Consider the following 25,312-nt stretch of genomic DNA (forward strand, 5'->3'; position numbering starts at 1 on the left):
CGCGCAGGAGATGCCCCGCACGCTGCGGGCGAGGAAGTCACCGTAGATCAATTGAAACCCGAAACTCTTCATTGTCGACCCAAGGCTCTTGCGGGCGAGGCTTCTGCTGCCAGAAGACGATTATTCTTGTATGCGTAACCCGATTCTACACAGCGTAAATAGGTTTGTCCGCCTTCTGTATCAAATCCCCTTTTTCCCTGCTCGCGCAAGGGGTTTGTTGCACAGGAAAATCCCCGCGAGGATCAGCCCTCCTCCCAGGCACATCGCCAGGGTCAACTGCTCACCCAACAGCAGCGCACCGAGGATCACCGCGGTCAGCGGGTTCAGGGCGATGAACACGCCTGAGCGCGTCGCGCCGATTTTGCGAATGCCGTCGTAATAACCAATGTAAGCCAGCGCCGAGCCCAATACGCCCAGGTACATCAGGCTCAACCATTGCTTTGGCCCGAGGCTGGCAAGTGCAGCAACACTCAACTCACCGCGAACAGCACTGGTCACCCACAGCATCAGCGTGCCCAACAGAATCGAGTACGTCACCGTTTGCACCGGTCCCAGGGTTTGATTCAGATCTTTGGAGAACAGCGAATAAACGCCCCAGCCCAGAACACAGCCGAATATCAACAGATCGCCGATCCAGGCATCGGGATTGCCAGTCAACAATTGCGGGTTACGGCTGACGATCACCAGGCCCGCCCCGGCAATACAGATCGCGATTCCGATGACTTTCACTCGGCTCAAGCGCTCCTTGAATAACAACCATGATGCCAGGCCGATCACCGCCGGGTTCAACGCCACGATCAATGACGCCCGCGAGGCATTGATGTAGTGCAAGCCATAAAAGAAGCACAGGTTGTAGAAGAAGATCCCGAATAAACCCAGCAGCGCCAATTGCAGCCATTGCCTGGGACTGGGCCGGGCGAGAGGCACGCGGGCCAGGAGCAGAAATACCGCCAACGCCACGCTGGCCAGCAAGAATCGCAGGCTGGCGGCAAACAAGGGGCTGAGACTATCAGACAGAAAACGCCCGGCGACAAAGGTGCCGCCCCAGATCATGGTGACTGCGGCCAGTTTCAGATAAACCGGCACTTGCGAAGGGTTGGACAGGCTTTGCTCACAGGTTGTCATAGGTTTCCAGACCAAGATTTCGGGGAGATGGCGTATCATTCGACTAATACTCTGTCATCGTAAAATGAGTAAACACTCATGACCCTTACCCAACTGGAGATTTTTTCTCTGGTAGCCGAGCTTCACGGTTTTACCGCGGCAGCCAATCGCTTGGGGATTTCCCAATCCGCGGTTTCTCACGCCCTCAAGTCGCTGGAACAGGAATTGGGCGTGGAGCTGCTGCGTCGGCATCAGTCCCAGGTCGAACTCAGCGACATCGGCCAACAGCTTTTGACGCGTGCCCGGGCGATGCTGGGCCTGGCCAACACCTTGCGCCAGGAAGCGGCCGATGCTCGCGGGATGAAACGCGGCACCTTGCGCATCGGCTCGTTCGGCCCGACCTCATCAATCAAACTGCTGCCGCTGATCCTTCAGCACTACCGCGCGGCTCACCCGGGCATCGAGGTCCATATAGACGAAGGCCCGGACCGGCAGGTGATCCAGTGGCTGGAGGAGCGGCGTATCGATATCGGCTTTGTGGTGTTGCCCGAGGATCGGTTCGACACCTTTGCGCTGATCGAAGACCAAATGGTCGCGCTGCTGCCCGTCGATCATCCACTGGCCCGCCGCGACAGCCTGAGCTTGAGCGATTTGTGTAACGACCCCTTTGTGTTGACCGAGGCCGGTTCTTCGGACCTGGTGTCGCGACTGTTCAGCGCCGCCCGGCTCACACCGAACATTCGTTATCGCTGCTCGCAACTCCTGAGTACGCTGGATACCGTTGGCCGAGGTGATGCGCTGACGGTCGTCGCTGAAGGCTCATTGCCCGACGACCTCGACAGTCGCTACGTGAAAAAACCACTGTCGCCTCCGGTCTCACGTCAGGTTGGTCTGGCGGTGCTGGACCAGCGCCAGTCATCACCTGCAGCGCTGGCTTTTATCAAATTGGCCGAAGGTCTGAACTACCGCTGAGCGGCACACGCGCCAAGAGCCAACTTAAGGTTATCTGTTCGGCCGGCCGATGCCCGGCGCAGAGTTCATTAACGCATTAAGTCACCATTAACTAGCGGCTCTAAGCGACGAGACAAGGAGACCGTTCACCCATTTGAATCAAAATACTACTGTTGTTACATGAAGAAAAAGACAGGATTTACTCTTGGCCAATTAACTACTACAATTTTTCATGCCTGCGCAAGATTGGCAGGTGAGCCACTATCACCGAGTCGCTTCAAGGCTCTTGGCTTATAGCTTTGTTTGCGGTTGGTATCAGCCAAACACACTATTGGAGTAAAGATATTGTCCAGACTCGCTGAATTTCGTGCAGCTGAAAAGGCCCTTCAAGAGCAGCTTAAACAGCTGGAATCCCTGAAGAACGATGCCGGGCTCAAGAAAGAAATCGAATTCGAAGAAAAGCTCCAGGGGCTGATGAAAACCTACGGCAAGAGCCTGCGCGACATCATCGCCATTCTCGATCCGAACCCGGCAAAATCCGGCCTGCAACAGGCAACAGCGCCTAAAACCCGCCGCGCTCGCGTGGTCAAGGTTTATCAGAATCCGCACACCGGGGAACTGATTGAAACCAAGGGTGGCAACCACCGCGGCCTGAAAGCCTGGAAGGAACAATACGGTGCAGCTACCGTTGATTCCTGGCTGCGCGGCTAAGCACTCGCGGTGACAAAAAAAGCCCTGCCAATGCAGGGCTTTTTCATGGACGCCTTCTAAATGCAACGATTGACGCCGATTAACTCGTTACTTGTTGAATAACTTTGGGTTTAATCCCTTTGGGTATCTAAAAAATTTCAGAATGCGCTGAAACCGGCGGCCATTGAAATCCTTAACTAAAGTTTCAAGCTGTTACGAGCTGCCTCTATTTCATCCTGGCTTGCCTTATAAACCTCTGCCTGCCCCGCGTAGGAAAGAACATAGGCCTTATCGGCATCCACGGCGGCAACCAATGTTTGAGAGAGCACATGCCTTCCGTTCTGCGTGATCGTGCAGGTAGTTTCCAGCGCTGATAAGCGGCTCAAGGTGGTCGGATGAATCTTGTTGCAGACACTTTGATAACCGCCTTGAAAGAAGTCCTTCTGCACCGACTTGCGCATCTCCAGCAACACGCCTTGCAGATCCACCCGATGACCGCTTTCCACCTGAGTCATGGTCAACTCCATCACCATCACCGGCGTGCCGCCCTGATCGTTTTTCACCGCGCGCTGGCGGAACACCTGGGTGTTGGTGTCATCTTTCGGGACGGATTCGACCTCCCAGCCGTTGGGCCAGGTCACGATTGGCTCGTCTGCGTGAGCGCAGGCAATCGCTGAAAGCACACCAAACAGGACGAAGGTCGATTTACAGAATCGAGTCATTGCGATGAATACTCACGGATAGAACCGTAAAGTTTGAGCCTCGCCCGTCTGTCAGGCAATAGCCGACGGTTTGGGTTTGGTGATGCCCGAGCCCTTGCGTATCATTGTCGCCATTCGTTAGCCCCACTTATTTTCCGGAGGGCCCATGAGCCTGCACGAATTGAACACCTTCCCAGGCGTGACTTCCCAACCTGACACCGCCACCCAGAAGTTCGTCTTCAACCACACCATGCTGCGGGTCAAGGACATCACCAAGTCCCTGGATTTCTACACGCGCATCCTGGGTTTCTCGCTGGTAGAAAAACGCGACTTCCCGGAAGCCGAGTTCAGCCTGTACTTCCTTGCGCTGGTTGAGAAAAGCCAGATCCCGGCCGACGCCGCTGCTCGCACCGAGTGGATGAAGTCGATCCCCGGCATTCTTGAGTTGACCCACAACCACGGCACCGAGAACGACGCTGATTTCGCCTACCACAACGGCAACACTGACCCGCGCGGTTTTGGCCACATCTGCATCTCGGTGCCAGACATCCGCGCTGCCTGCGAGCGCTTCGAAGCGCTGGGCTGCGATTTCCAGAAACGCCTGGATGACGGCCGCATGAAGAGCCTGGCGTTCATCAAGGACCCGGATGCTTACTGGGTTGAAATCATTCAGCCTGCTCCAATGTAAAAAAAAGGGACGCGGACTGCATTCCCACGCAGAGCGCGGGTACGATCAGTGTGAGACACAAAAAACCCCATGAGCGATCATGGGGTTTTGTGTTTTCAGCGTCGGGTTTTATGCCGGGGCCGACGTCCGGATCAAGTGATCGAATGCGCTCAGGGAGGCTTTGGCGCCCTCGCCCACCGCAATCACAATCTGCTTGTACGGCACGGTGGTCACGTCACCGGCTGCGAACACACCTGGCATCGAGGTTTCACCGCGGGCATCGACGATGATCTCACCGCGAGGCGACAACTCGATGGTGCCTTTGAGCCAGTCTGTGTTGGGCAACAGACCGATCTGCACGAAGATCCCTTCCAGCTCGATGCTACGCAGTTCGTCCGACTGGCGATCCTTGTAACGCAGGCCGTTGACTTTCTGACCGTCGCCCATCACCTCAGTGGTTTGCGCACTGGTGATGACGGTGACGTTCGGCAGGCTGTGCAACTTGCGCTGCAAGACCGCATCGGCGCGCAGCTGAACATCAAACTCCAGCAGCGTTACGTGGGACACGATACCTGCCAGGTCGATGGCCGCTTCGACGCCTGAGTTGCCGCCGCCAATCACCGCCACGCGCTTGCCCTTGAACAGCGGTCCGTCGCAGTGCGGGCAGTACGCCACGCCTTTGTTGCGGTATTGCTGCTCACCCGGGACGTTCATTTCACGCCACCGCGCACCGGTCGCCAGGATCACAGTCTTGGCTTTCAGGGTCGCGCCGCTGGCGAAGTGAATTTCGTGCAGCTCGCCGTTCTTGCCCGGCACCAACTTGTCGGCGCGTTGCAGGTTCATGATGTCGACGTCGTATTGCTTGACGTGCTCTTCCAGCGCCACAGCCAGTTTTGGCCCTTCGGTTTCCTGCACGGAGATGAAGTTCTCGATGGCCATGGTGTCCAGCACCTGCCCACCAAAACGTTCGGCTGCCACACCAGTGCGAATGCCTTTACGGGCTGCGTAGATCGCGGCAGAAGCACCGGCCGGGCCACCACCGACGACCAGTACGTCAAACGCTTCTTTGGCGCTGATCTTCTCGGCCTGACGCTCGATACCGCTGGTGTCGATTTTGGCGAGGATTTCTTCCAGGCCCATGCGGCCTTGGCCGAAGTTCACGCCGTTCAGGTAAACGCTTGGCACGGCCATGATCTGACGATCATCGACTTCGGCCTGGAACAGCGCGCCGTCGATAGCGACGTGGCGGATGTTCGGGTTGAGCACGGCCATTAAGTTCAACGCCTGGACCACGTCCGGGCAGTTCTGGCAGGACAGCGAGAAGTAAGTCTCGAAGCTGAACTCGCCTTTGAGCGAACGGATCTGTTCAATCACATCGACGCTGGCTTTCGAAGGGTGACCGCCGACTTGCAGCAAGGCCAGCACCAAGGATGTGAATTCGTGGCCCATCGGGATGCCGGCGAAACGCAGGCTGATATCGGCACCCGGGCGGTTGATCGAGAACGATGGTTTACGTGCATCGTCACCGTTATCGAGCAAGGTAATTTGGGTAGAAAGACTGGCAACGTCTTTCAGTAATGCGAGCATTTCCTGGGATTTCGCACCGTCGTCGAGGGATGCAATGATCTCGATCGGCTGGGTGACCCGTTCCAGGTATGACTTCAACTGGGCTTTAAGATTGGCGTCCAACATACGGGCGATTTCCTTGATTTTGTAAAAAGTCGATTCGAAAAAAAACGCCCGAGCGAATCTCGCCCGGGCGTTTTTTAAAGGGCGGTTGCAGCTTACTTAGGTGCGGAAACCCGCCCTGGTGATGCTTTTTTCACAGACTTAGATCTTGCCGACCAGGTCCAGGGACGGAGCCAGAGTGGCCTCGCCTTCTTTCCACTTGGCTGGGCAAACCTGGCCTGGGTGAGCAGCGACGTACTGAGCAGCCTTGATTTTGCGCAGCAGTTCGGAAGCGTCACGACCCACACCGCCGTCGTTCAGCTCGACGATTTTGATCTGACCTTCAGGGTTGATCACGAAGGTGCCACGGTCAGCCAGACCTGCTTCTTCGATCAGCACGTCGAAGTTGCGGGAGATGGCGTGAGTCGGGTCGCCGATCATGGTGTACTGGATTTTGCCGATGGCTGGCGAAGTGTTGTGCCAGGCAGCATGGGCAAAGTGGGTATCGGTGGAAACGCTGTAGATTTCGACGCCCAGCTTCTGGAATGCGTCGTAGTTGTCAGCCAGGTCTTCCAGTTCGGTCGGGCAAACGAAGGTGAAGTCGGCTGGGTAGAAGAACACCACAGACCACTTGCCTTTCAGGTCAGCGTCCGACACTTGTACGAAGTCGCCATTTTTGTAGGCGGTAGCTTTGAACGGTTTAACTTGGCTGTTGATGATAGGCATCGATGACTCTCCGTCAGGGTTGAAAAGTTTGGTTGAGAAGTTGATGGAGTGAATCCTACCGACTCGATTGCCGGATGGCTCATTGGCAAAGCTCATGCTGCTCATTGGTTTTCGCTATTAGCCGAACGTATTAATAGAAGAAAACTTACTTAGCAGCGCCAATGGTTTTTTCCGCGAGCGGTGTCATCCCGAGAAACGGGCTGGCTTCAACATAGCGCATGGCGGACTTCATATCCTTCCAGCCCACGTAACTCATCAACGACTTCAAGTCCCAACCGCTCTGATGCGCCCAGGTGGCAAAGCCGCGCCGCAAGGAGTGACTGGTGTAGTGCTCGGCCGGGATGCCGGCACGCTCCAGCGCCTGGCGCAGTAACGGAATCACGCTGTTGGCGTGCAGCTCCTCCTCGCTCAGGTGGCCCCAACGGTCGATGCCCCGGAATACCGGTCCACGAACCAACGCGGCTTCGGTGATCCAGTCGATGTACGCCTGCACCGGGCACAGACGCTGCAACGCAGGCGTCTGGTAAGTCTTGCCGAGGTTTTCGCGGTCACTCTTGGATCGCGGCAAATAGAGCGTGATGCCTGAGCCGGCAGCCGCTTGCACGTGCTCGATCTGTAACCGGCACAACTCATCGCTACGAAAGCCGCGCCAGAAGCCCAACAGGATCAGCGCCGTGTCTCGCCTGGCCCGCAGGAGTGCAGGTTGATCATTTTGAACCTTTGCTTCTGTAGCCTCCCGCTCCAGCCAGGCAACCACCTGCTCGAGATGCTGAAGCTGCAATGGCTGGGCCTGTTTCTCCTGAGCCGGGTGTAGCGCGCGAATGCCCTTGAAGACTTGGCGCACCACCGGCGCCTTGGTCGGGTCAGGAAAACCCTGACTGTTGTGCCATTGCGCCAGTGCTGACAAACGCAACTTCAAGGTATTGATCGACAGCACACCCGCATGAGCGACGAGGTAGCGCGCGACGCTGTCGCTGGTCGCCGGCAGGAAGCCGCCCCAACTGACTTCAAAATGCTCGATAGCCGCCCGGTAGCTGCGACGGGTGTTGTCGCGGGTGGCGGCTTGCAGGTAACGATCCAGCTCAGTCATCGGCTCAACTCTCTAAAACGTACCGCTTTGGCGGGTGAAAACGCGTTACTGGACCCATCACACGGGGTAATACCAGTATATCCCGCATGAATACTTGTCGTATTTTAAGTTTTCATGCGGCGTGGTACATTGTGTACTTAAGTGGTATGTACCACAGTACGAAATCGTAGGAGAGCTCATGGCTCGTGGCGGCGTAAACAAAGCAGTGGTCCAGGCAGCACGCCTGGCAATTTTGGCTCGCGGCGAAAATCCAAGCATTGATGCGGTACGGATCGAGATGGGCAATACGGGCTCGAAAACCACGATTCATCGCTATTTGAAGGAGCTGGATGACGGCGTCGAGCGCGCCGAAGTGCTGCCGGAACCTATTGATGATGAGCTGGCAGGCCTGGTCTCGCGGTTGGCACAAAGACTCAAGGAGCAGGCTCAGGAGCCCATCGATCAGGCACGCGCGCAGTTCGATCAGCAGCGAAAAGAGCTGGAAATACAGCTGAAGGAAGCTCAACAAGCCAATGGCGAATTGCATCAGCAGTACGAGATTCAAAGCCTGGCACTGACTCAGGAATCCGAGGCACTGCAAGAAACCCGCTCCATCTTGCAGACCGAGCAAACCCGCAACGCCGGGCTGAACCAGGCATTGGCCGATTTCGAATTACGCTTGAAAGACAAGGACGAGCAGATCCGCTCCCTTGAAGAGAAACACCTACATGCTCGTGACGCACTGGAACACTATCGCAACGCAGTCAAAGAACAGCGCGAGCAGGAGCAACGTCGCCACGAAAGCCAGGTGCAGCAGATTCAGATGGAATTGCGCCAGGCCCAGCAGAGCGCATTGGTGCGTCAGGATGAGATCACGCAACTGCACCGCGACAATGAGCGTTTGCTAACGGAGAACCGCGGCACCCTGCGAGAGTTGAGCCTGCTGCAGGATCAACTCAAGCAAACCAACGCTCGACAGGATCAACTGCTGGAACAGGTCAACCGTATCGACAGCGAACGCACCCTCCTCCAGGAACGCTTGCGCGCTGCCCTGCTGGAAAGCCAGTCGCTGAAACAGAGCGTCGATGAGCAGTCGCAGATAAACAAAGCGCTGGAAATTGAGTTGTTCAAGACTCAGGCGAGCCTCGATGAGAGCGTGCGCCTGGCGGCCGTCATTGCGACAGCGCCAGACGCATCAGAGCCCCAAAAGGACGATTAACCCGCGACCGGCGTGCGCATGGTGACGAACTCTTCGGCGGCAGTCGGGTGTACGCCGATGGTTTCATCGAAATCGCGTTTGGTGGCACCCGCTTTCAAGGCGATCGCCAAGCCCTGCACAATTTCTCCAGCCTCCGGACCGACCATGTGACAGCCAAGAACCTTGTCGGTCTTGGCGTCCACCACCAGTTTCATCAGGGTGCGCTCCTGGCATTCGGTCAGGGTCAGTTTCATTGGACGGAAGCGGCTTTCGAAGATCACCACATCGTGACCGGCCTCCCGGGCCTCTTCCTCGGTGAAACCGACCGTGCCGATGTTCGGCAAACTGAACACTGCGGTCGGGATCATCTTGTAATCCACCGGGCGATATTGCTCAGGTTTGAACAAACGTCGCGCCACGGCCATGCCTTCCGCCAACGCCACCGGCGTCAGCTGAACCCGACCGATCACATCGCCAAGTGCCAGGATCGACGGTTCGGCGGTCTGATACTGCTCGTCGACCTCGACGAAACCTTTCTTGTCGAGTTTGACGCCAGTGTTTTCCAACCCAAGATTGTCGAGCATCGGGCGTCGACCCGTGGCGTAGAACACACAATCCGCCTCCAGCACACGGCCATCCTTGAGCGTCACCTTCAGGCTGCCATCGGACTGCTTGTCGATACGTTCGATGTCGGCGTTGAACTGCAGGTCCATGCCGCGCTTGGTCAGTTCTTCCTGCAGGTGCTTGCGCACTGCACCGTCGAAGCCACGCAGGAATAGCTCACCGCGATAAAGCAACGTGGTCTCGGCGCCCAGGCCGTGGAAGATCCCGGCGAATTCGACGGCGATATAACCACCGCCCACCACCAGAACGCGCTTGGGCAGTTCTTTGAGGAAAAACGCCTGGTTGGAGCTGATCGCGTGTTCGTGCCCCGGAATCTCCGGAATCTGTGGCCATCCACCGGTAGCAATCAGGATGTTTTTGGCGGTGTAGCGCTCGCCATTGATCTCGATCCGGTGCGGATCAACGATCTTGGCGTGGCCTTCATGCAAGGTCACGCCGCTGTTAACCAGCAGGTTGCGATAGATGCCATTCAAGCGATTGATCTCGCGATCCTTGTTGGCGATAAGCGTCGCCCAATCGAACTTCGCTTCGCCCGGCGTCCAGCCAAAACCTTTCGACTGCTCGAAGTCTTCGGCGAAGTGTGCGCCGTAGACCAACAGCTTTTTCGGCACACAGCCGACGTTCACACAAGTGCCACCCAGGTAGCGGCTCTCGGCCACAGCCACTTTCGCGCCAAAACCGGCAGCAAAACGCGCAGCCCGCACACCGCCGGAACCAGCGCCAATCACATAAAGGTCAAAATCGTAGGCCATTTTCAATCTCCTCGGCAGTCCACAAGCATACCCGCAGACGTCCGTTGGGCAAGCGCTGCAAACGATATGGGGACGGAAAATGAAAAAGCCACCCGAAGGTGGCTTTTCAATACAAGTGGGTCAAAGGCTATCAGTAAGCCTTGCCAGTCTTGTAGAAGTTCTCGAAGCAGAAGTTGGTGGCCTCGATGTAGCCTTCAGCGCCACCGCAGTCAAAACGCTTGCCCTTGAACTTGTAGGCAATCACGCAACCGTTTTTCGCCTGCTTCATCAGGGCGTCGGTGATTTGAATCTCGCCACCTTTGCCTGGCTCGGTTTGCTTGATCAGCTCGAAAATATCCGGCGTCAGGATGTAACGACCGATGATCGCCAGGTTCGACGGTGCGTCTTCCGGGGCTGGTTTTTCGACCATGTTGCGAACGCGGTACAAATCATCAGCAATCAGCTCGCCGGAGATCACGCCGTACTTGTTGGTTTCCTGCGGATCCACTTCCTGGATCGCAACGATGGTGCAGCGATACTGCTCGTACAGCTTGACCATCTGGGTCAGGACGCCATCGCCTTCGAGGTTGACGCACAAGTCGTCCGCCAGCACTACCGCGAACGGTTCGTCACCGATCAGTGGGCGGCCAGTCAGGATCGCGTGGCCCAAGCCTTTCATTTCGGTCTGACGGGTGTAGGAGAACGAGCACTCGTCCAATAGTTTACGGATACCGACCAGGTATTTTTCCTTGTCGGTGCCCTTGATCTGGTTTTCCAGCTCGTAGCTGATGTCAAAGTGGTCTTCCAGAGCGCGTTTGCCGCGACCGGTGACGATGGAGATTTCAGTCAACCCAGCGTCCAGTGCTTCTTCGACGCCGTACTGGATCAGTGGCTTGTTTACCACCGGCAGCATTTCTTTGGGCATGGCTTTAGTCGCTGGCAGGAAGCGAGTACCGTAACCGGCTGCTGGGAACAAGCATTTCTTGATCATAAAAGTCCTTGATAGGGCTGTGTGTACGAGTTTCGGCGCAGTCTAATCAGGCGGCGTGCACCTTACAATGCCCCGCACTGGCTAACCGATGCCATCATAGAGAAATATTCTCGCGGATAGTTCCCGAGATAGCTCCGCAGCCTTTATAGATAGCACAGACCATCAGATCTGCACGGCCACGAATCGCACAACCCTACACCATCAGCACCGGTTGAGTGCATTTGGCGCTATCATTGCGCGATTGAACCAGTCAACGAGGCAGATAGATGTCGGAAGCAAAAAGTGTCAACGGGTTCCTGATCAATCAGGCAAAAGACGGCCAGTGGTGGGTAGACAGCGCAGGCGGCGAAAATATCGCCGGGCCATTCCCTACCGAAGCGTCGGCGATTGAGGTGGCATCCGTATTGGAGCTCGAACACCCAGCCCCGAAGCGTCGCGGCAAGGACAAGTCCTGAGAAGCACCCGACTCGACCCAAGCCCTGCTCGCGCAGGGCTTTTTTGTGATTGCCTGCAACCAAGTGGCCATTCGCTATAACCTTTTGATGCCAGCGCTGTCACAGACTCAGCCCCATCATCCTGACGACGACAACGACATGAATAAATTTTTTCCACTGATTGCGGTACTGGCCCTGAGCGGCTGCGCCACTTCCGAAACGACTTACCTGAACAACGGCGAACAAGGCCTGGCCATTGATTGCTCCGGGGAAGCCAACTCTTGGGCGACCTGCTATGAAAAAGCCGATGCCTCTTGCGCCGGCACCGGTTATCGAATCGTCGGTACCGACGGAACACCTTCGACCCAGGAAAGCGACAAGACCCTGGGCGTCGACGTCGGTAACTACAAGAACCGCAGTGTCGTGGTGGTCTGCAAGTAAGGCGCCCCAGCCCTACATGTGAATTTCGGCGAACTTGATCCCGAGGCCGCGCACCGTCTCGATCAAATCGTCGAGACGACTGAAGGATTCGACTTCATCGTTATCATCCACCAGAAAATAGCTGCGCCCGGCGCTTTTCTTGAAAAACACAATCCATTCTCCCGGATTCGCCGGATTTTGAATGACGTGGGTGGCAGAAATGTGACCCTCTGCATGGCACTCCCGTACCTGCTCTCGCTTCATGCTCGACTCCAGAAATGACAATGCCGCCAAAGCGCTGCTTTGGCGGCATCGGTGCTGACTCGCGACAGTCTATCAGCCGGAAATGCACGCAGTAGCGGCATTGCGCACATCCATTGGGCGCAACGGCACATTGGAGATGCGCTCATGCAACTTGATGCTGCTGCCCGTGGATCGGTCTTCGATATCAAATACCGCGGCCGGGCCTGAGGAGAACTTCTGCGGCACGATGACTCGCACACCGTCCTTGTGCGGCTCGACTTGCAGGGCTCCCCGGCTGCTGGCCAGTTTTTCGGTCAGGCATTGCGCGTACTCGTGAGGTTTCTTGCCTGAAATCACGCTCATGGTGGGCAGCGACTCATTGATCTCCGAGACACTCGCACAGCCACTCATCGCTAACGCCATAGGCAGGATCAGCACACCCCACTTCATACAACACCTCCGATAAAGACACTCCGACAGTACAAATGCTGTTTTTCTCCGAGGCTTGCTGCGTTTATCGCTCATAGAATTCCGAATAACTGTTTTTAATTGTCAAAGCGGACCTCGACGACCGGATAATAACCCGTTCGGGCTGATAAACTGCGCCAATCGCCCATGCTATCGTTTTGATTTTGTAGAAAAAGCCCTTCTGGAGGCGCCTCATGAAATTTATCCACCAACGCGAGCACCTCAACGAAGACGACATCGTCGTCATTCAATGCTCCCAAACATGCAACATCCGCTTGATGAACGACGCCAATTTCCGCAGCTTCAAGAATGGCGGTCGCCACACTTACCACGGCGGTGCATTCGACACTTTCCCGGCGCGGATTACTGCACCGAGCACCGGTTTCTGGAACATCACCATCGACACGGTCAACCGCCGGCCGATCAGCGTGACTCGCACACCGACCCTGACTCACACCATCAAGATCATCCGCCGCTCCAGCACGAAACTGAGCTGAGTGACACCCAGCACGAGAACCAGGCAGCTATGACCGTGGCCCAAACGACCAAATACGTCATCAAATACAAACTCAACGGTGAGCGTCGCTTCGAATTTGCCCAGCTTGAAAAAGGCACCGAAGAAGAAGCCAAGGCCGCGCTGGACGCCATTCATGGTTCCAGCGAAGACGTCATCAGCGAAATCAGCGTCAGCAAAGCACTGTAACGGGATCCGGAGCGACAACAAGGACGTCTGCTCCCCCGTCTGAAATTCGACCGCAAGCGCCGGAGTGATCACCCTCTCACCGCGCCCTAGACTGGCCACCTCAACCTTTGGTTAAGGAGTCAGAACATGTGTGCTTCCTCGATTCGCATTATCAGCGGCAGTTCCAGCCTTGGCGTCTTGCTGCTCGCATTCAGCGCCGAAGGTCTGTGCGCGCTGTTGCTCGGTGATGACCTGGCAACGCTGGAACGCGGGCTGGAGCGCAAACGGCAATTGCTTGATCGTGAGTCGCAGCGATGAACGAGCCATTTCTCGATGGACTGGACTGGGCCACACTGCAACAGCAACTCGATCAGGATGGCTGCGCGATCATCAGGTCGCTTTTAAGCCACAATACGTGCGAGGAAATCAGCGCACTGTATGCCCGCCCCGAACCGTTTCGCTCGCAAGTGGTCATGGCTCGTCACGGCTTTGGCCGTGGCGAGTACAAATACTTCAGGTACCCGTTGCCGGATGTCGTCGCCCATTTGCGCAGTGCGCTCTACCCCAGGCTGGTGCCGATAGCCAATCGCTGGTACGAGCACATGGACCTGCCGACCCGTTTCCCTGAAACGCACGAAGCGTTCCTCGAGCGCTGCCATGCCGCCGGTCAGGAACGCCCGACGCCGTTGTTGCTGCACTATGGACCACAGGACTACAACTGCTTGCATCAGGACCTGTACGGCGAACACGTCTTCCCGCTCCAAGTGGCGATTCTGCTGTCAGAGCCCGAGGACGATTTCACCGGTGGCGAGTTCGTGCTGACGGAACAGCGCCCGCGGATGCAGTCGCGCCCCCAGGTCATCGGCCTGAAGAAAGGTGACGCGCTGATCTTTGCCGTCAACCAACGACCGGTAAAAGGCGTTCGTGGCTATTACCGGGTCACCCTGCGCCACGGCGTGAGTCGCCTGCACAGTGGAAAACGGCATACCCTTGGAATCATCTTTCACGACGCGTTATGACCCCATGAACCCGACCACCTTCGACTTGTTTGCCGACGCCGAACCCGAGCAGCAACCCAGGCTCGATCGGATCGGCGAACAATCCTGCGTCCTCAGAGGCTTTGCCCTGCCCTGGCTGGATCAGTTGCTGCCCGCACTGGACGTGGTTCTGGCGGCTGCACCGTTTCGACAGATGATCACGCCCGGGGGCTTTACCATGTCGGTCGCCTTGAGCAGTTGCGGCACGCTGGGCTGGACCACCGACCGCAGCGGTTATCGCTATACCCGCCATGATCCGCTGACCGGAGAACCCTGGCCGAAAATGCCCGAGGTGTTTTTCGAACTGGCACAAACGGCGGCGCGGGAAGCGGGGTTTGCGGATTTCGTGTCTGATTCCTGCCTGATCAACCGTTATGTTCCCGGAGCCAAGATGTCGTTGCACCAGGACAAAGACGAAGTTTCCTACGCTGCGCCCATTGTTTCAGTGTCGTTGGGATTGCCGGCGATGTTCTTGTTCGGCGGCTTCGAGCGCAGCGATAAAAGCCAGCGGGTACCGCTGTTACATGGCGACATCGTGGTTTGGGGCGGTGTGGATCGCTTGCGTTATCACGGCGTCTTGCCGATCAAGGACGGCCAACACCCGCGACTGGGCGAGCAACGGATCAACTTCACCTTTCGTACCGCCGGATGAAGCCTTCGAATTCGACCGCAAGACCCGGGGTGCAGCGATCCCGTCAGCTGGTTAATCTGAATGAAACAGGTCAGGACATGAAGCCATGACAAGCCATTTGACAAAGATCGCCACCGAGAACGACCCTCGCTGGGCCGCCGTCGTTGCGCGTGATCCCCGGGCAGACGGACAGTTTGTGTACGCGGTGAAAACGACCGGTATCTACTGCCGCCCCAGCAGTCTGGCGCGTTTGCCGAAACCGCAGAATGTCGAATTCTTCGACACCGCCGAGCAGGCGCAGGCGGCGGGTTATCGCCCTAGCAAACGAGCCGCGAAGGATCAAAGCGACATCGCCGCGCAACATGCCGCGACCGTGGCTGCCGCTTGCCGCCAGATTGAAACCGCGGAAAATCTGCCTGTACTAAGCGAACTGGCCTTGGCTGCCGGCCTCAGCAGCTTTCACTTCCATCGGGTGTTTAAAGCGGTTACCGGTCTGACGCCCAAGGGTTACGCTACCGCCCATCGCTCGCGCAGAGTCCGTGAACGTCTAGCGGATGGCGGCTCAGTGACCGACGCGCTGTATGACGCTGGCTTCAACTCCAACAGCCGTTTTTATGAAGCAGCCGATCAACTATTGGGCATGAAACCCGGTGATTACCGCGCAGCCGGCCAGAACAACGACATTCGTTTTGCCGTCGGCCAGTGTTCCCTGGGGGCGATTCTGGTGGCGCAGAGTGAACGGGGAGTTTGCGCGATCCTGCTGGGCGATGATCCGCACCAATTGGTCTGCGATCTGCAGGACAAGTTTCGGCGTGCGAATCTGATTGGCGCCGATCACAGTTTCGAGCAGCTGATCGCCAAGGTTGTGGGTTTTATCGAAGCGCCGGCCCTGGGCCTGGACTTGCCGCTGGATGTTCGTGGCACCGCTTTTCAAGAACGGGTCTGGCAAGCCCTGCGGGAGATTCCTGTTGGCTGCACCGCCAGCTACGCCGATATCGCCCAGCGAATCGGCGCACCAAAAGCGATGCGCGCCGTGGCTCAAGCCTGTGGCGCGAACACTCTGGCGGTTGCAATTCCGTGCCACCGCGTGGTGCGCAGCGACGGCAACCTGTCCGGCTATCGCTGGGGTGTAGAACGCAAACGGCAATTGCTGGAGCGTGAAGCCCTGTAATCAGCGATTCACATCCACCACAACCCGCCCACGCAATTGCCCCGCGAGCAACCGCGAAGCGGCGTCGATCGCTTCACTCAAGCCGATTTCGTGGCTGATCAGCGGCAGCAAGGCGAAGTCGAGATCCTTGGCCAGACGATTCCAGGCCAATACTCGCTTGGCTTTCGGTTGGGTCACGCTGTTGATCCCGGCCAGGGTCACGCCGCGCAAAATGAACGGTGCGACTGAAGCCGGGAAGTCCATGCCTTGCGCCAGGCCACACGCGGCAACAGTGCCGTTGGCCTTCGTGCTGGCACAGGCATTGGCCAGAGTGTGGCTGCCGACCGAGTCGATGACCGCCGCCCAACGCTCCTTGGCCAAAGGTTTACCCGGCTCGGACAACGTGGCGCGATCGATGATTTCGCTGGCGCCTAGTTGCTTGAGGTAATCGTGTTCGGAGGTGCGGCCGGTGGACGCGACCACCCGATAGCCGAGCTTGCTCAGCAGTGCGATGGCGAAACTGCCTACACCGCCATTGGCGCCGGTGACCAATACGTCGCCCTGCTCGGGCGTCACGCCATTATGTTCCAGTGCCAGGATGCTCAGCATCGCCGTGTAACCCGCCGTGCCGATGGCCATCGCTTGTGCCGTGGTGAATGCCTTGGGCAGCGGAATCAGCCAGTCGCCATTCAAGCGAGCCTTCTGCGCGAGTCCGCCCCAATGTCCTTCGCCAACTCCCCAGCCATTGAGTACAACCTGATCACCGACCTTGTAGTCCGGATGCTCGCTGACTTCGACAGTCCCTGCCAGATCGATCCCCGGCACCATCGGGAATTTTCGCACCACCGGGCTGCTGCCGGTGATTGCCAGGCCATCCTTGAAGTTCAGCGTGCTGTACGCAACACGCACTGTCACATCGCCCTCGGGCAGTTGATCGTCATTGATCTCTTGCAGTGTGGCCCGGTAACCGCTGTCGTCTTTGTCGATCAAAATGCCTTGGAACATTGCTGCCTCCAGATGGAATCACTCAGTTGTCGTGCAGTTGAAATAACACATAGCAACATTTCACCGTACTCGAATTTAAGCCAAGAGTGGCACACGAACTGAAAACTCGACTGGCCTTATGTCAGTCATTGCTGATACAAAAACGGTCCTACCGTCCCTGCCCTGTTATGACGTCGGAGAACCTTTCAAATGAGCAAATGGCCAGACACTCGCATTCTTGACCTGCTCGGCATTGAACTGCCGATCATCCAGGCGCCCATGGCCGGCGCGACCGGTTCGGCCATGGTTATCGCAGCCAGTAACGCCGGCGGCCTGGGCTCGATGCCTGCCGCCATGTTGAGCATCGATCAGTTGCGCGAGGAGCTGAAAACGATTCGCCAACACACTCAGCGCCCGATCAACGTCAACTACTTCTGCCATCAGTCACCCGCCACCGATGAGCACCGCGCTCGAGACTGGAAGCATCTACTGGAACCTTACTACCGGGAACTTGGCGTGGACTTCGACGCGCCGACGCCGGTGTCCAATCGAGCGCCGTTCGATAGCGCGGCCTGCGAAGTGATCGAAGAGTTTCGGCCCGAAGTCGTGAGTTTCCACTTCGGCCTACCGGAAAAGTCCCTGCTGGATCGCGTGAAAGCCACTGGAGCGAAAATCCTTTCCTCAGCCACCACCGTCGAAGAGGCCATCTGGCTCGAACAGCAGGGTTGTGACGCGATCATCGCCATGGGGTACGAAGCCGGTGGCCATCGGGGCATGTTTCTCAGTGATGACCTGAGCAGCCAGGTGGGCCTCTTTGCGCTGGTGCCGCAGATTGTCGATGCGGTGAAAGTGCCGGTGATTGCTGCCGGCGGGATTGCCGATGCACGAGGCGTCGCGGCGGCTTTCCTGTTGGGGGCTTCGGCGGTACAAGTCGGTACGGCGTACTTGTTCACGCCAGAGGCCAAGGTCAGCGCTTCTCACCACAAGGCGTTGCGCACGGCCAAGGAAAGTGAAACGGCCGTCACTAACATTTTCACCGGACGCCCGGCGCGCGGAATTCTCAATCGGGTGATGCGCGAACTCGGGCCGATGAGCGCCAAAGCACCGGCCTTCCCGCTGGCGGGTGGTGCGTTGATGCCGTTGCGGGCCAAGGGGGAAGCGGATTTCAGCAATCTGTGGGCGGGTCAGGCATTCACGCTGGGCGTTGAAATGACCACGGCTGAGTTGACCCGGCGTCTGGCAGAGGAAGGATTGGCGAAATTGCTTCGTCACTAAACACGGCCCTGTAGCTGCCGAAGGCTGCGTTCGGCTGCGAAGCGGTCGTAAATTCAGCTGCCACCATTAACCTGAAAGACCGCGGTGTCTGTTTCCACGACTGCTGCCGAACGCAGCCTTCGGCAGCTGCAGGTTCACGCGTCACCTCAACAACGCGCATTTCGCACGTTCCGTTTGCAGGCATTTCGCTATATATTCCACTATATAGCGATTCACCCCCTTGCTGCACTTGCCTACCACGGAGCCGTTTCATGACCATTCGTGCCTCACGTTTTGCCCCCACCTGCCTGGCAACCCTGCTTGCAGTGTTCGCTTTCGGGTCCGTCCAGGCGGATGAAGTCCAGGTCGCCGTCGCCGCCAACTTCACTGCACCGATTCAGGCGATCGCCGCCGATTTCGAAAAAGACACCGGGCATAAACTAGTCACCTCCTTTGGTGCCACCGGCCAGTTCTATACCCAGATCAAGAACGGCGCACCGTTCGAAGTGTTCCTCTCGGCGGACGACACCACCCCGCAAAAACTCGAAACCGAAGGCGATACGGTCAAGGGCTCGCGCTTCACCTACGCCGTCGGCACCCTGGCGCTGTGGTCGGCGAAAGAAAGTTACGTCGATGCCAAGGGCAAAGTGTTGAGCGACAACCAGTATCAGCATTTGTCCATCGCCAACCCGAAAGCGGCGCCTTACGGTCTGGCCGCTACTCAGGTGCTGGCCAAGCTGGGCCTGACCGACAAGGTCAAAGCCAAGATCGTTGAAGGCCAGAACATCACCCAGGCCTACCAGTTCGTCTCCACCGGCAACGCCGAACTTGGTTTTGTGGCCTTGTCGCAGATCTACAAAGACGGCAAAGTCACCGGCGGCTCGGCCTGGATCGTTCCAGCCAGCATGCACGACCCGATCAAACAAGACGCGGTGATCCTCAACAAAGGCAAGGACAACCCGGCTGCCAAGGCGCTGGTTGAGTACCTCAAAGGTCCGAAAGCCGCCGCAATTATCAAATCCTACGGTTACCAACTCTAAATGACGCTATCGAGTGCCGACTTTTCCGCCATCTGGCTGACCCTGAAACTGGCGTCGCTGACGACGGTTATCCTGCTGGTCATCGGCACTCCGATTGCGTTATGGCTGTCGCGCACCCGCTCGTGGTTGCGCGGCCCGGTCGGGGCGATTGTCGCCCTGCCCCTAGTGCTGCCGCCGACGGTGATTGGCTTCTATCTGTTGCTGGCGCTCGGCCCTAACGGGTTTGTCGGCCACTTCACCCAATCACTGGGACTCGGCACCCTCACTTTCAGTTTTGCAGGGTTGGTGATCGGCTCGGTGCTCTACTCGATGCCATTCGTGGTCCAGCCCCTTCAAAATGCTTTTTCCGCCATCGGCACTCGCCCATTGGAAGTGGCCGCGACCTTACGCGCCAATCCCTGGGACACGTTTTTCAGCGTGATCCTGCCGCTGACCCGCCCCGGTTTCATCACCGCTGCCATTCTCGGTTTTGCCCACACCGTGGGTGAATTCGGCGTGGTGCTGATGATCGGTGGCAACATTCCCGACAAGACTCGCGTGGTCTCGGTGCAGATCTACGATCACGTCGAAGCCATGGAATACGCCCAGGCCCATTGGCTGGCCGGGGCGATGCTGGTGTTCTCCTTTATTGTGTTGCTGGCGCTTTACTCCAGCCGTAAAACCAAAGCGGGCTGGAGCTGATCGATGATCCATACGCGTCTGAAACTGAGGTATTCGGGGTTCGCCCTGGAAGTGGATCTGCAATTGCCCGGCCGCGGCGTCACTGCCCTTTACGGTCATTCCGGTTCGGGCAAGACCACCTGCCTGCGCTGCATCGCCGGCCTGGAGAAGGCCGAGCAGGGTTTCATCCAGGTCAACGACGAAGTCTGGCAGGACAGCGACAAGAAGATTTTCGTGCCGCCACACAAACGTGCGCTGGGTTACGTCTTCCAGGAAGCCAGCCTGTTTCCCCATCTGTCGGTGCTGGCCAATCTGGAGTTCGGCCTCAAGCGCATTCCTCGCCAACAGCGGCGGGTCGACATGGCTCACGCGACCGAACTGCTCGGGATCGGCCATTTGCTGGATCGCCATCCGCAGCACCTTTCCGGCGGAGAACGGCAGCGAGTCGGCATCGCCCGCGCCCTGCTCACCAGCCCGAAACTGTTGCTGATGGACGAGCCGCTGGCGGCGTTGGATAGCCAACGAAAAAACGAAATCCTGCCTTACCTGCAACGACTGCACGATGAACTGGACATCCCGGTGCTGTACGTCAGCCACTCACAGGATGAAGTCGCGCGGCTGGCCGATCACCTCGTTCTGCTCAGCAATGGCAAGGCGCTGGCCAGCGGCGCTATTGGCGAAACGCTGGCCCGTCTGGACCTGCCCCTGGCGCTGGGCGACGACGCCGGCGTGGTAATCGAGGGGCACGTCAGTGCCTATGACGCCGACTACCAATTGCTGACCCTGCAACTGCCCGACACGACCCTGAACATTCGAGTGGCTCACTCACCGATGGCCCTGGGTCAGGCGCTGCGCTGCAAGGTTCAGGCGCGGGATGTCAGCCTGAGCCTGCAAAGCGTCGAGCAAAGCAGCATCCTCAATCGCCTGCCGGTCACCGTGATCAGTGAAATGGGTGCGGACAACGCCGCCCACGTGCTGATCCGTCTTGACGCCGGCGGCACACCGCTGCTGGCGCGGATTACCCGCTACTCCCGGGACCAATTGGGCGTGCACCCCGGTCAGCAACTCTGGGCACAGATCAAGGCGGTGGCGGTGCTGGCATAAATCCGCTGGCACGACTGCAATGGTGTGCGGTCAATGGCTGTAACGGCCCCTGATCCGTCGCCAAGGACTACCGCCATGTCCGATATCGCGCTGCCCGATGTGCTGCCATTCGACCTGCATTACGTCGATGACACCCAGCCCGGCATCACCCGCAAGAAACTGCGCGGCAAGTTCTGTTATTACGACCCTGCGGGTCAGCGCATCACCGACCAGGATGAGATCAACCGCATCAACGCCCTCGCCGTGCCCCCGGCCTATACCGATGTGTGGATCTGTGGCGACCCGCGCGGACATCTGCAAGCCACCGGCCGTGATGCCCGAGGTCGCAAGCAATACCGTTATCACCCGCGCTGGCGAGAAGTACGCGATGCCGACAAATACTCACGTTTACGGGACTTTGGGTTGGCGCTGCCGAAACTGCGCAAACAGCTTGAAGCACTGCTGGCGGCTCCCGGTTTCAGCCGCGACAAGGTCATGGCCACGGTCATCACCTTGCTTGATGCGACGCTGATCCGGGTCGGCAACACCCAGTACGCTCGGGACAACCGCTCCTACGGCTTGACCACCCTGCGCAATCGTCACGTCGAGGTCAACGGCAGTGCGATCCTGTTCCAGTTCCGCGGCAAGAGCGGCGTCGAGCATCAAATCACCGTGAAAGACCGGCGCCTGGCGCGGATCATCAAACGCTGCCTGGAAATTCCCGGGCAAAACCTGTTTCAGTACCTGGATGAAAACGGTGAGCGGCACACCGTCAGTTCCTCCGACGTCAACGCCTACCTGCAAACCCTCACCGGCGCCGACTTCACTGCCAAGGACTACCGCACCTGGGCTGGCAGCGCGTTGGCGTTGGCGGTTTTGCGGAAACTGCAGTGGGAACCCGAGTCGGATGCAAAACGGCATTTGGTGGATATGGTCAAGAACGTTGCCAAACAGCTGGGTAACACCCCGGCAGTCTGCCGCAAGTGCTACATCCACCCGGCGGTGCTTGATGGTTTTCTTCTGGGTGCGTTGTCTGAGCTGCCCAGGCCACGAGCGCGCAAAGGGCTCAGACCGGAGGAAGTCGGGCTGGCGGTGTTTTTGGAAATGAGGGCCGCAATGGCTGAGGCGACGAACTGACCCGTCTATTTTTTGCACGATCGCAAATGGCTTCTATAGTTGTTCTGAACACGAATCAGCTGCGGTGGCGCCATGGAAGACATTTTCGTTGTTAAACGTTGCAATAAGATCATCATCCATGGCCGCCGAGACGGAGAAACCAGCCATCCACCACCGGACGCCGCCGTTTGGTACCGCATCGCCGATACTCGAACCCACGGCTTCATCGGTGACGGTTTCGATCGTGAAGACGATGCCCAACGTGAATGCTGGCAGTTGAATGTCAGGTCACAAGTGACGGCCCGACAAGGCTAAGGTCACCTGCCTTTTACGGGTCTATACTGAGAAAGCTGAAGGAACAGCGACCCCATCGGCAGAAAGCTCGCTCCCAGCGGGCTTTTTGCTGCCAAATACAGGTTTCTTGAACGGAGGTGTTTGCCATGTCCGAAAAAGAGTCCATCACCACTTTGCTCACTCTGCTCGACTCCCGTCAGGCTCGCCTGGCAGCGGCGTGCAAGGAAATCGCCGACTGGGTCGATCATCAAGGCGGTCACCCGACGGCCCTCAGAATTCGTGATCGTCTGAATGATATCGAGAAAGACGCGCCACTGATTCGCAATACGCTGTCGTCGCTCAAACCTGTCGACCCGCCCCTGCCGCGGTTCAGATGACTCGATCTGGAGACCTTCAAGGATACGGCCTGATTTAGGACGCATGAACGGCGACATTGTTGTCACCGTGTGCGTCCCTGCCTGATCGCTTCCTGGTACATCCCCAACCCGGCCTGGTGCTGGGCTTTTTTATGGCTAAGCAGTCCATTTCACACGGCGTTCACATCTCAGGCTCTACATTGACCGGACTCCTTTGAAGAATCCCCTGGCCCGCCCGCACGCGGGCCTTTTTTTGCCCGTTACGCTAGCAACGAACGTCGCCGTACGCTGGAGGTCAAACGATTACACGTCACCAAGGAGGCGTCTGATGGTTACTCACTTCAAAGTCGGCGGGCATCTGGCCTGCGGTCACAAAGGCAGCAAACTCGTCTCAACCAGCGAACTTACCCGGGTTAAATGCAGAAGCTGCCGCGAAACCGACGCGTTCAAGGATGCGCGCAAAGACCAGCGCAACGCTGCACGCCGCGCCGCACGCAAAGCCAAAGTTACGCACACGGCCATTGACTGGCGTGCGGCCTGGGTAGAACGGCTCACCGCCATGGAAGGACGGCAACGATTGCCTCGTGGTTTTACCGGTCAGCCTTTCGTTTAGCTGACGGCTTCGGCGGCTGAATCGCACTCACTCGATCCGGCCGCTGACGCCATGATTTCGCGCAACGACATGCGTTTGAAGGCCTCGACCAGACCGCGCCCCTCCTCGGGTGCACATGAGATGGCCAGCCGCATAGTCGCCTCCCCCAGATGCCAGATCAGAAACGCGGATTCACGAACCTGCTGCGCATCACCGCCTGGATACACACGAAGCATCGCGTCGGCCAATAACCCACCTGCTAGACGACTCTCCTGCAGCTCCAGCGCCAGGAGCTGTTTGTCTGCCTGCATCCCGGACCAGATATCCCGCATCGCCGGCGTAGCAAAAACGATCTCGTAATACTGATCGAGCAGCTCCGAATAGGCTACTCGCAGTCCTTGCGCGTCCTCGACCGCTCCCAACGCCTCTTTAATACAGCGACGGCTTTCGGCGTTATAGCGCTCGGCCAGCATCCGAATCACCGAACTCTTGTCGGGAAAGTACTGGTAAAGCGATCCGATCGATATCTCGGACCGCTCGGCAATTTCACTCATTTTTAATTGATCGCTGCCCTTGGCCGCGATCAGTTGAGTCGCCACGGTCAGAATTCGCTCCTGCCGTTCTCGACTGCGTTGTTGTGTGGGGTTGCGCCGAGTCGGCTCTGAAACAAGGGGCTCGAGCACCTCAGGAATTTTCTTGGGCATGGGTGCACTTCCCGTTCAATAAACATGACATAGGCTCACCTTAGCACCGCTCAACAGGTAGCTTCCATACGTCGGTTTCCAGGGTTCTGTCGGTTGACGGCATAACGTGAGGGTTTATCATCTTTTTAACGTGAGCATCACTCACATTAACCCGATGGAGATGAACGCGATGAAAACCACTCAAGAGAACATCCTGATTCTCGGCGCGACTGGCAAAACCGGTCGGCGAATTGCCCAACGACTGGAAACTGCCGGCTTGCCTGTCCGCTTGGGTTCCCGCGGGGGAACCCCACCCTTCGACTGGGAAAATCAAGCTACCTGGGAAGCTGCGCTTGATGGCATTCACGCGGTCTACCTCTCCTTTCAACCAGACCTCGCTGTCCCTGGCGCGCTGGAAACCGTTCAGGCATTCACCGATCAGGCGGTCAAAAGCGGTGTCAGCAAACTGGTGCTGCTATCGGGGCGCGGCGAGGTCGAAGCAGAACAGGCCGAACGCGTCATCCAGGACAGCGGAGTCGACTGGACTATCCTGCGGGCCAGCTGGTTCTTCCAGAATTTCAGCGAGGCGCACTTCCTGGGACCTGTCCTTCAAGGGGAACTGGTCCTCCCCGTCGGTCATATCGCAGAGCCCTTCATCGATGCAGAAGACATCGCCGAGATCGCGGTCGAGGCGCTGACCAAACCAGAACACGCGGGCCAACTCTATGAACTGACGGGCCCGCGAGCGCTGACGTTTGCCGAAGCCGTCAATGAAATCGCCCATGCGACAAAACGCGAAATCCGTTTCGCCGCAGTGCCGCCGGAGGCTTATCGTCAGGCGCTGGAACAGGAAGAACTTCCTGCACAACTGATCGACCTGGTGCTGTATCTCTTCACCACCGTGCTTGATGGCCGTAATACACCGGTTGCCGATGGCGTACAGCGTGCGCTGGGTCGGCCGGCGCGGGATTTTTCCGATTATGTGCGGCGCACGTCTGCTACGGGCGTCTGGGCAAATGAGGGATGAAATCGAGTATTGCACTCCATCACGAACCCAATAACGGC

At 57.8% G+C, this 25,312-nt stretch carries 32 protein-coding genes; 21 read left to right on the top strand and 11 right to left on the bottom strand.

The window, feature by feature from the left end; all coding sequences use genetic code 11:
* Nucleotides 1–180: 180 nt before the first annotated feature.
* The gene (locus ACYZT7_RS18280; protein ID WP_462037664.1) at nucleotides 181–1,125 is read right to left on the bottom strand and encodes a DMT family transporter; all 945 of its coding nucleotides are present in this window, start codon (nucleotides 1,123–1,125) and stop codon (nucleotides 181–183) included.
* Between the two features lie 78 nt (nucleotides 1,126–1,203).
* On the opposite strand from ACYZT7_RS18280, the gene ACYZT7_RS18285 reads away from it, so the two are divergent.
* Together ACYZT7_RS18285 and ACYZT7_RS18290 are read left to right on the top strand one after the other, a co-directional pair.
* Nucleotides 1,204–2,076, top strand: coding sequence for a LysR family transcriptional regulator (locus tag ACYZT7_RS18285; protein ID WP_462037665.1), 873 nt, complete (start codon nucleotides 1,204–1,206; stop codon nucleotides 2,074–2,076).
* A gap of 324 nt (nucleotides 2,077–2,400) precedes the next feature.
* Nucleotides 2,401–2,766: a histone-like nucleoid-structuring protein, MvaT/MvaU family gene (locus tag ACYZT7_RS18290; protein WP_007900052.1), complete on the top strand. Its 366-nt coding sequence runs from the start codon at nucleotides 2,401–2,403 to the stop codon at nucleotides 2,764–2,766.
* Nucleotides 2,767–2,942: 176 nt separating this feature from the next.
* Here the strand turns inward: ACYZT7_RS18290 and ACYZT7_RS18295 are convergent, their stop codons facing one another.
* Complete coding sequence (locus tag ACYZT7_RS18295; RefSeq protein ID WP_462037666.1) at nucleotides 2,943–3,467, bottom strand: DUF4946 domain-containing protein; 525 nt, start codon at nucleotides 3,465–3,467, stop codon at nucleotides 2,943–2,945.
* Between the two features lie 145 nt (nucleotides 3,468–3,612).
* On the opposite strand from ACYZT7_RS18295, the gene gloA reads away from it, so the two are divergent.
* The gene (gene gloA / locus ACYZT7_RS18300) at nucleotides 3,613–4,134 is read left to right on the top strand and encodes a lactoylglutathione lyase (RefSeq protein ID WP_462037667.1); all 522 of its coding nucleotides are present in this window, start codon (nucleotides 3,613–3,615) and stop codon (nucleotides 4,132–4,134) included.
* A gap of 108 nt (nucleotides 4,135–4,242) precedes the next feature.
* Here gloA and ahpF read toward each other — a convergent pair whose 3' ends face one another.
* The 3 genes from ahpF to ACYZT7_RS18315 all read right to left on the bottom strand — a co-directional run bounded on the left by ahpF (nucleotide 4,243) and on the right by ACYZT7_RS18315 (nucleotide 7,597).
* Nucleotides 4,243–5,805, bottom strand: a complete 1,563-nt coding sequence (gene ahpF / locus ACYZT7_RS18305; protein ID WP_462037668.1) for an alkyl hydroperoxide reductase subunit F — start codon at nucleotides 5,803–5,805, stop codon at nucleotides 4,243–4,245.
* A gap of 138 nt (nucleotides 5,806–5,943) precedes the next feature.
* On the bottom strand, nucleotides 5,944–6,507 hold the full coding sequence (gene ahpC / locus ACYZT7_RS18310) for an alkyl hydroperoxide reductase subunit C (RefSeq protein ID WP_008155117.1): 564 nt from the start codon (nucleotides 6,505–6,507) through the stop codon (nucleotides 5,944–5,946).
* 145 nt (nucleotides 6,508–6,652) lie between these two features.
* A complete protein-coding gene (locus ACYZT7_RS18315) occupies nucleotides 6,653–7,597 on the bottom strand; it encodes a site-specific integrase (RefSeq protein ID WP_462037669.1) in 945 nt (314 codons plus the stop codon).
* Nucleotides 7,598–7,775: 178 nt separating this feature from the next.
* Here ACYZT7_RS18315 and ACYZT7_RS18320 point away from each other — a divergent pair, with 178 nt between their 5' ends.
* Entirely contained in the window at nucleotides 7,776–8,795 is a 1,020-nt protein-coding gene (locus ACYZT7_RS18320; protein WP_462037670.1) for a DNA-binding protein, read from the top strand.
* Here ACYZT7_RS18320 and gorA read toward each other — a convergent pair.
* Both gorA and galU read right to left on the bottom strand, forming a co-directional pair.
* Nucleotides 8,792–10,150, bottom strand: coding sequence for a glutathione-disulfide reductase (gene gorA / locus ACYZT7_RS18325; protein WP_462037671.1), 1,359 nt, complete (start codon nucleotides 10,148–10,150; stop codon nucleotides 8,792–8,794). The genes ACYZT7_RS18320 and gorA overlap by 4 nt on opposite strands.
* Before the next feature lie 130 nt (nucleotides 10,151–10,280).
* Nucleotides 10,281–11,120 (bottom strand): UTP--glucose-1-phosphate uridylyltransferase GalU, encoded by an 840-nt coding sequence (gene galU, locus ACYZT7_RS18330; protein WP_129444518.1) that lies wholly within the window; start codon nucleotides 11,118–11,120, stop codon nucleotides 10,281–10,283.
* Between the two features lie 266 nt (nucleotides 11,121–11,386).
* Here galU and ACYZT7_RS18335 point away from each other — a divergent pair, with 266 nt between their 5' ends.
* On the top strand, nucleotides 11,387–11,575 hold the full coding sequence (locus ACYZT7_RS18335; protein WP_074876938.1) for a hypothetical protein: 189 nt from the start codon (nucleotides 11,387–11,389) through the stop codon (nucleotides 11,573–11,575).
* A gap of 138 nt (nucleotides 11,576–11,713) precedes the next feature.
* Complete coding sequence (locus tag ACYZT7_RS18340) at nucleotides 11,714–11,995, top strand: hypothetical protein (RefSeq protein WP_462037672.1); 282 nt, start codon at nucleotides 11,714–11,716, stop codon at nucleotides 11,993–11,995.
* A 12-nt stretch (nucleotides 11,996–12,007) separates the two neighbouring features.
* Here ACYZT7_RS18340 and ACYZT7_RS18345 read toward each other — a convergent pair whose 3' ends face one another.
* Both ACYZT7_RS18345 and ACYZT7_RS18350 read right to left on the bottom strand, forming a co-directional pair.
* Nucleotides 12,008–12,238 (bottom strand): hypothetical protein, encoded by a 231-nt coding sequence (locus tag ACYZT7_RS18345; protein ID WP_462037673.1) that lies wholly within the window; start codon nucleotides 12,236–12,238, stop codon nucleotides 12,008–12,010.
* A 72-nt stretch (nucleotides 12,239–12,310) separates the two neighbouring features.
* A complete protein-coding gene (locus tag ACYZT7_RS18350; RefSeq protein WP_462037674.1) occupies nucleotides 12,311–12,667 on the bottom strand; it encodes a hypothetical protein in 357 nt (118 codons plus the stop codon).
* Between the two features lie 212 nt (nucleotides 12,668–12,879).
* On the opposite strand from ACYZT7_RS18350, the gene ACYZT7_RS18355 reads away from it, so the two are divergent.
* The 6 genes from ACYZT7_RS18355 (at nucleotide 12,880) to ada (ending at nucleotide 16,206) form a co-directional block, all read left to right on the top strand.
* Nucleotides 12,880–13,182, top strand: coding sequence for a DUF1883 domain-containing protein (locus ACYZT7_RS18355; RefSeq protein WP_282375786.1), 303 nt, complete (start codon nucleotides 12,880–12,882; stop codon nucleotides 13,180–13,182).
* 29 nt (nucleotides 13,183–13,211) lie between these two features.
* Nucleotides 13,212–13,388: a hypothetical protein gene (locus ACYZT7_RS18360; protein ID WP_282375787.1), complete on the top strand. Its 177-nt coding sequence runs from the start codon at nucleotides 13,212–13,214 to the stop codon at nucleotides 13,386–13,388.
* 126 nt (nucleotides 13,389–13,514) lie between these two features.
* Nucleotides 13,515–13,685, top strand: a complete 171-nt coding sequence (locus ACYZT7_RS18365) for a hypothetical protein (protein ID WP_462037675.1) — start codon at nucleotides 13,515–13,517, stop codon at nucleotides 13,683–13,685.
* Complete coding sequence (locus ACYZT7_RS18370; RefSeq protein WP_462037676.1) at nucleotides 13,682–14,386, top strand: 2OG-Fe(II) oxygenase; 705 nt, start codon at nucleotides 13,682–13,684, stop codon at nucleotides 14,384–14,386. Before ACYZT7_RS18365 ends, ACYZT7_RS18370 begins: the two co-directional genes overlap by 4 nt.
* Before the next feature lie 4 nt (nucleotides 14,387–14,390).
* Entirely contained in the window at nucleotides 14,391–15,056 is a 666-nt protein-coding gene (alkB, locus tag ACYZT7_RS18375) for a DNA oxidative demethylase AlkB (protein WP_462037677.1), read from the top strand.
* An 85-nt stretch (nucleotides 15,057–15,141) separates the two neighbouring features.
* Nucleotides 15,142–16,206 (top strand): bifunctional DNA-binding transcriptional regulator/O6-methylguanine-DNA methyltransferase Ada, encoded by a 1,065-nt coding sequence (gene ada, locus ACYZT7_RS18380; RefSeq protein WP_462037678.1) that lies wholly within the window; start codon nucleotides 15,142–15,144, stop codon nucleotides 16,204–16,206.
* Here ada and acuI read toward each other — a convergent pair whose 3' ends face one another.
* Nucleotides 16,207–17,190: an acrylyl-CoA reductase (NADPH) gene (acuI, locus tag ACYZT7_RS18385; RefSeq protein ID WP_462037679.1), complete on the bottom strand. Its 984-nt coding sequence runs from the start codon at nucleotides 17,188–17,190 to the stop codon at nucleotides 16,207–16,209. It abuts the gene before it with no gap.
* 189 nt (nucleotides 17,191–17,379) lie between these two features.
* Between acuI and ACYZT7_RS18390 the strand changes: the two genes are divergently transcribed.
* From ACYZT7_RS18390 to ACYZT7_RS18425, 8 genes are all read left to right on the top strand, one after another.
* Complete coding sequence (locus ACYZT7_RS18390) at nucleotides 17,380–18,444, top strand: NAD(P)H-dependent flavin oxidoreductase (protein ID WP_462037680.1); 1,065 nt, start codon at nucleotides 17,380–17,382, stop codon at nucleotides 18,442–18,444.
* Nucleotides 18,445–18,695: 251 nt separating this feature from the next.
* Nucleotides 18,696–19,463 carry a molybdate ABC transporter substrate-binding protein gene (modA, locus tag ACYZT7_RS18395; protein WP_462037681.1) on the top strand — a complete coding sequence of 256 codons (768 nt, stop codon included), beginning with the start codon at nucleotides 18,696–18,698 and terminating at the stop codon, nucleotides 19,461–19,463.
* Complete coding sequence (gene modB, locus ACYZT7_RS18400) at nucleotides 19,464–20,144, top strand: molybdate ABC transporter permease subunit (RefSeq protein WP_462037682.1); 681 nt, start codon at nucleotides 19,464–19,466, stop codon at nucleotides 20,142–20,144. It abuts the gene before it with no gap.
* A 3-nt stretch (nucleotides 20,145–20,147) separates the two neighbouring features.
* Entirely contained in the window at nucleotides 20,148–21,227 is a 1,080-nt protein-coding gene (gene modC, locus ACYZT7_RS18405) for a molybdenum ABC transporter ATP-binding protein (RefSeq protein ID WP_462037684.1), read from the top strand.
* Between the two features lie 75 nt (nucleotides 21,228–21,302).
* Nucleotides 21,303–22,343, top strand: a complete 1,041-nt coding sequence (locus ACYZT7_RS18410) for a DNA topoisomerase IB (RefSeq protein ID WP_462037685.1) — start codon at nucleotides 21,303–21,305, stop codon at nucleotides 22,341–22,343.
* Nucleotides 22,344–22,415: 72 nt separating this feature from the next.
* A complete protein-coding gene (locus ACYZT7_RS18415; RefSeq protein ID WP_462037686.1) occupies nucleotides 22,416–22,637 on the top strand; it encodes a hypothetical protein in 222 nt (73 codons plus the stop codon).
* A gap of 125 nt (nucleotides 22,638–22,762) precedes the next feature.
* Nucleotides 22,763–22,993, top strand: a complete 231-nt coding sequence (locus ACYZT7_RS18420; protein ID WP_010460746.1) for a hypothetical protein — start codon at nucleotides 22,763–22,765, stop codon at nucleotides 22,991–22,993.
* 307 nt (nucleotides 22,994–23,300) lie between these two features.
* Entirely contained in the window at nucleotides 23,301–23,585 is a 285-nt protein-coding gene (locus tag ACYZT7_RS18425; RefSeq protein WP_449643720.1) for a hypothetical protein, read from the top strand.
* Here ACYZT7_RS18425 and ACYZT7_RS18430 read toward each other — a convergent pair.
* Complete coding sequence (locus ACYZT7_RS18430; RefSeq protein ID WP_462037687.1) at nucleotides 23,582–24,268, bottom strand: TetR/AcrR family transcriptional regulator; 687 nt, start codon at nucleotides 24,266–24,268, stop codon at nucleotides 23,582–23,584. The two genes, ACYZT7_RS18425 and ACYZT7_RS18430, sit on opposite strands and share 4 nt — an antisense overlap.
* A 169-nt stretch (nucleotides 24,269–24,437) precedes the next feature.
* Between ACYZT7_RS18430 and ACYZT7_RS18435 the strand changes: the two genes are divergently transcribed.
* The gene (locus tag ACYZT7_RS18435) at nucleotides 24,438–25,274 is read left to right on the top strand and encodes an NAD(P)H-binding protein (protein ID WP_462041822.1); all 837 of its coding nucleotides are present in this window, start codon (nucleotides 24,438–24,440) and stop codon (nucleotides 25,272–25,274) included.
* The last annotated feature ends 38 nt before the right edge of the window (nucleotides 25,275–25,312 follow it).

The sequence above is a fragment of the Pseudomonas sp. RT4P38 genome, assembly GCF_054897765.1.

Bases quoted from the DNA above. Each gene is read 5' to 3' on its own strand.
- ACYZT7_RS18280 (WP_462037664.1), bottom strand. From the start codon at position 1,125: ATGACAACCTGTGAGCAAAGCCTGTCCAACCCTTCGCAAGTGCCGGTT.
- ACYZT7_RS18285 (WP_462037665.1), top strand. From the start codon at position 1,204: ATGACCCTTACCCAACTGGAGATTTTTTCTCTGGTAGCCGAGCTTCAC.
- ACYZT7_RS18295 (WP_462037666.1), bottom strand. From the start codon at position 3,467: ATGACTCGATTCTGTAAATCGACCTTCGTCCTGTTTGGTGTGCTTTCA.
- gloA (WP_462037667.1), top strand. From the start codon at position 3,613: ATGAGCCTGCACGAATTGAACACCTTCCCAGGCGTGACTTCCCAACCT.
- ahpF (WP_462037668.1), bottom strand. From the start codon at position 5,805: ATGTTGGACGCCAATCTTAAAGCCCAGTTGAAGTCATACCTGGAACGG.
- ahpC (WP_008155117.1), bottom strand. From the start codon at position 6,507: ATGCCTATCATCAACAGCCAAGTTAAACCGTTCAAAGCTACCGCCTAC.
- ACYZT7_RS18315 (WP_462037669.1), bottom strand. From the start codon at position 7,597: ATGACTGAGCTGGATCGTTACCTGCAAGCCGCCACCCGCGACAACACC.
- ACYZT7_RS18320 (WP_462037670.1), top strand. From the start codon at position 7,776: ATGGCTCGTGGCGGCGTAAACAAAGCAGTGGTCCAGGCAGCACGCCTG.
- gorA (WP_462037671.1), bottom strand. From the start codon at position 10,150: ATGGCCTACGATTTTGACCTTTATGTGATTGGCGCTGGTTCCGGCGGT.
- galU (WP_129444518.1), bottom strand. From the start codon at position 11,120: ATGATCAAGAAATGCTTGTTCCCAGCAGCCGGTTACGGTACTCGCTTC.
- ACYZT7_RS18335 (WP_074876938.1), top strand. From the start codon at position 11,387: ATGTCGGAAGCAAAAAGTGTCAACGGGTTCCTGATCAATCAGGCAAAA.
- ACYZT7_RS18340 (WP_462037672.1), top strand. From the start codon at position 11,714: ATGAATAAATTTTTTCCACTGATTGCGGTACTGGCCCTGAGCGGCTGC.
- ACYZT7_RS18345 (WP_462037673.1), bottom strand. From the start codon at position 12,238: ATGAAGCGAGAGCAGGTACGGGAGTGCCATGCAGAGGGTCACATTTCT.
- ACYZT7_RS18350 (WP_462037674.1), bottom strand. From the start codon at position 12,667: ATGAAGTGGGGTGTGCTGATCCTGCCTATGGCGTTAGCGATGAGTGGC.
- ACYZT7_RS18355 (WP_282375786.1), top strand. From the start codon at position 12,880: ATGAAATTTATCCACCAACGCGAGCACCTCAACGAAGACGACATCGTC.
- ACYZT7_RS18360 (WP_282375787.1), top strand. From the start codon at position 13,212: ATGACCGTGGCCCAAACGACCAAATACGTCATCAAATACAAACTCAAC.
- ACYZT7_RS18365 (WP_462037675.1), top strand. From the start codon at position 13,515: ATGTGTGCTTCCTCGATTCGCATTATCAGCGGCAGTTCCAGCCTTGGC.
- ACYZT7_RS18370 (WP_462037676.1), top strand. From the start codon at position 13,682: ATGAACGAGCCATTTCTCGATGGACTGGACTGGGCCACACTGCAACAG.
- alkB (WP_462037677.1), top strand. From the start codon at position 14,391: ATGAACCCGACCACCTTCGACTTGTTTGCCGACGCCGAACCCGAGCAG.
- ada (WP_462037678.1), top strand. From the start codon at position 15,142: ATGACAAGCCATTTGACAAAGATCGCCACCGAGAACGACCCTCGCTGG.
- acuI (WP_462037679.1), bottom strand. From the start codon at position 17,190: ATGTTCCAAGGCATTTTGATCGACAAAGACGACAGCGGTTACCGGGCC.
- ACYZT7_RS18390 (WP_462037680.1), top strand. From the start codon at position 17,380: ATGAGCAAATGGCCAGACACTCGCATTCTTGACCTGCTCGGCATTGAA.
- modA (WP_462037681.1), top strand. From the start codon at position 18,696: ATGACCATTCGTGCCTCACGTTTTGCCCCCACCTGCCTGGCAACCCTG.
- modB (WP_462037682.1), top strand. From the start codon at position 19,464: ATGACGCTATCGAGTGCCGACTTTTCCGCCATCTGGCTGACCCTGAAA.
- modC (WP_462037684.1), top strand. From the start codon at position 20,148: ATGATCCATACGCGTCTGAAACTGAGGTATTCGGGGTTCGCCCTGGAA.
- ACYZT7_RS18410 (WP_462037685.1), top strand. From the start codon at position 21,303: ATGTCCGATATCGCGCTGCCCGATGTGCTGCCATTCGACCTGCATTAC.
- ACYZT7_RS18415 (WP_462037686.1), top strand. From the start codon at position 22,416: ATGGAAGACATTTTCGTTGTTAAACGTTGCAATAAGATCATCATCCAT.
- ACYZT7_RS18420 (WP_010460746.1), top strand. From the start codon at position 22,763: ATGTCCGAAAAAGAGTCCATCACCACTTTGCTCACTCTGCTCGACTCC.
- ACYZT7_RS18425 (WP_449643720.1), top strand. From the start codon at position 23,301: ATGGTTACTCACTTCAAAGTCGGCGGGCATCTGGCCTGCGGTCACAAA.
- ACYZT7_RS18430 (WP_462037687.1), bottom strand. From the start codon at position 24,268: ATGCCCAAGAAAATTCCTGAGGTGCTCGAGCCCCTTGTTTCAGAGCCG.
- ACYZT7_RS18435 (WP_462041822.1), top strand. From the start codon at position 24,438: ATGAAAACCACTCAAGAGAACATCCTGATTCTCGGCGCGACTGGCAAA.